Annotated in this window: 1 rRNA gene; it reads right to left on the bottom strand. The window is 51.0% G+C overall.

Annotated features, from left to right (window positions below):
- Window positions 1-50: 50 nt before the first annotated feature.
- Window positions 51-2,566, bottom strand: a 23S ribosomal RNA gene (locus QTI33_RS34980); the annotation flags it as partial.

Genomic DNA, 2,566 nt, shown 5'->3' on the forward strand with positions numbered 1-2,566 from the left:
TTGAATGCGTCAACTTGGCATAACACCTTGATCATGTAGATCAAAGTTATAGGGTCAAGCCGCACGAGCAATTAGTATCAGTTAGCTTAACGCATTACTGCGCTTCCACACCTGACCTATCAACGTCCTGGTCTTGAACGACTCTTTAGGGGGCTCAAGGCCCCGGCAGATCTCATCTTGAAACGAGTTTCCCGCTTAGATGCTTTCAGCGGTTATCTCTTCCACACTTAGCTACTCGGCAATGCCACTGGCGTGACAACCGATACACCAGAGGTGTGTCCACTCCGGTCCTCTCGTACTAGGAGCAGGCTTCCTCAAATCTGCAGCGCCCACGGAAGATAGGGACCAAACTGTCTCACGACGTTTTAAACCCAGCTCACGTACCTCTTTAAATGGCGAACAGCCATACCCTTGGGACCGGCTACAGCCCCAGGATGAGATGAGCCGACATCGAGGTGCCAAACACCGCCGTCGATATGAACTCTTGGGCGGTATCAGCCTGTTATCCCCAGAGTACCTTTTATCCGTTGAGCGATGGCCCTTCCATACAGAACCACCGGATCACTATGTCCTGCTTTCGCATCTGCTCGACTTGTCAGTCTCGCAGTTAAGCACGCTTATGCCATTGCACTATCGTCACGATGTCCGACCGTAACTAGCGTACCTTCGAACTCCTCCGTTACGCTTTGGGAGGAGACCGCCCCAGTCAAACTGCCTACCATGCACTGTCCCCGATCCAGATAATGGACCTAGGTTAGAACCTCAAACACACCAGGGTGGTATTTCAACGTTGGCTCCACAAGATCTAGCGACCCTGCTTCAAAGCCTCCCACCTATCCTACACAGATCTGTTCAAAGTCCAATACAAAGCTACAGTAAAGGTTCATGGGGTCTTTCCGTCTTTCCGCGGGGAGATTGCATCATCACAAACATTTCAACTTCGCTGAGTCTCAGGAGGAGACAGTGTGGCCATCGTTACGCCATTCGTGCAGGTCGGAACTTACCCGACAAGGAATTTCGCTACCTTAGGACCGTTATAGTTACGGCCGCCGTTTACTGGGACTTCAATCAAGAGCTTGCACCCCATCATTTAATCTTCCAGCACCGGGCAGGCGTCACACCCTATACGTCCACTTTCGTGTTTGCAGAGTGCTGTGTTTTTAATAAACAGTCGCAGCCACCGATTTTTTGCAACCCATTCATGCTCCGTTGTTCACTTCACACTAATAGGGCACACCTTCTTCCGAAGTTACGGTGTCAATTTGCCGAGTTCCTTCTCCTGAGTTCTCTCAAGCGCCTTAGAATACTCATCTCGCGCACCAGTGTCGGTTTGCGGTACGGTCGTGTGTAGCTGAAGCTTAGTGGCTTTTCCTGGAACCTCGTTCAGTCACTTCACCAGCAAGCTGGCTCGATCATGGGCCTCGGTATATGTGCACCGGATTTGCCTAATGCACGCCTACTTCCCACTAAACCGGGATATCCAACACCCGGATGACCTATTAAGATCCGTCCCCACATCGCACTACACATCGGTACAGGAATATTGACCTGTTTCCCATCAGCTACGCATCTCTGCCTCGCCTTAGGGGCCGACTCACTCTACGCCGATGAACGTTGCGTAGAAAACCTTGCGCTTACGGCGAGGGGGCTTTTCACCCCCTTTAACGCTACTCATGTCAGCATTCGCACTTCTGATACCTCCAGCACGCTTTACAACGCACCTTCACAGGCTTACAGAACGCTCTCCTACCACTTGCAATAAATTGCAAATCCGCAGCTTCGGTAACTGGCTTAGCCCCGTTACATCTTCCGCGCAGGACGACTCGATCAGTGAGCTATTACGCTTTCTTTAAATGATGGCTGCTTCTAAGCCAACATCCTGACTGTTTTAGCCTTCCCACTTCGTTTCCCACTTAGCCAATTTTAGGGACCTTAGCTGGCGGTCTGGGTTGTTTCCCTCTTGAGTCCGGACGTTAGCACCCGGTGCTCTGTCTCCCAAGCTGTACTCGTCGGTATTCGGAGTTTGCCTTGGTTTGGTAAGTCGCCATGACCCCCTAGCCAAAACAGTGCTCTACCCCCGACGGTAATACTTGAGGCACTACCTAAATAGTTTTCGGAGAGAACCAGCTATTTCCAAGTTTGTTTAGCCTTTCACCCCTATCCACAGCTCATCCGCTAGTTTTGCAACACTAGTCGGTTCGGACCTCCAGTACCTGTTACGGCACCTTCATCCTGGCCATGGATAGATCACTTGGTTTCGGGTCTACACCCAGCGACTGATCGCCCTATTCGGACTCGATTTCTCTACGGCTTCCCTATTCGGTTAACCTTGCCACTGAATGTAAGTCGCTGACCCATTATACAAAAGGTACGCAGTCACCCCTTACGAGGCTCCTACTTTTTGTAAGCACGCGGTTTCAGGATCTATTTCACTCCCCTCCCGGGGTTCTTTTCGCCTTTCCCTCACGGTACTAGTTCACTATCGGTCGATGATGAGTATTTAGCCTTGGAGGATGGTCCCCCCATATTCAGACAGGATTTCTCGTGTCCCGCCCTACTTTTCGTT

It is taken from the genome of Variovorax davisae (assembly GCF_030316845.1).
Taxonomy (GTDB): domain Bacteria; phylum Pseudomonadota; class Gammaproteobacteria; order Burkholderiales; family Burkholderiaceae_C; genus Variovorax; species Variovorax davisae.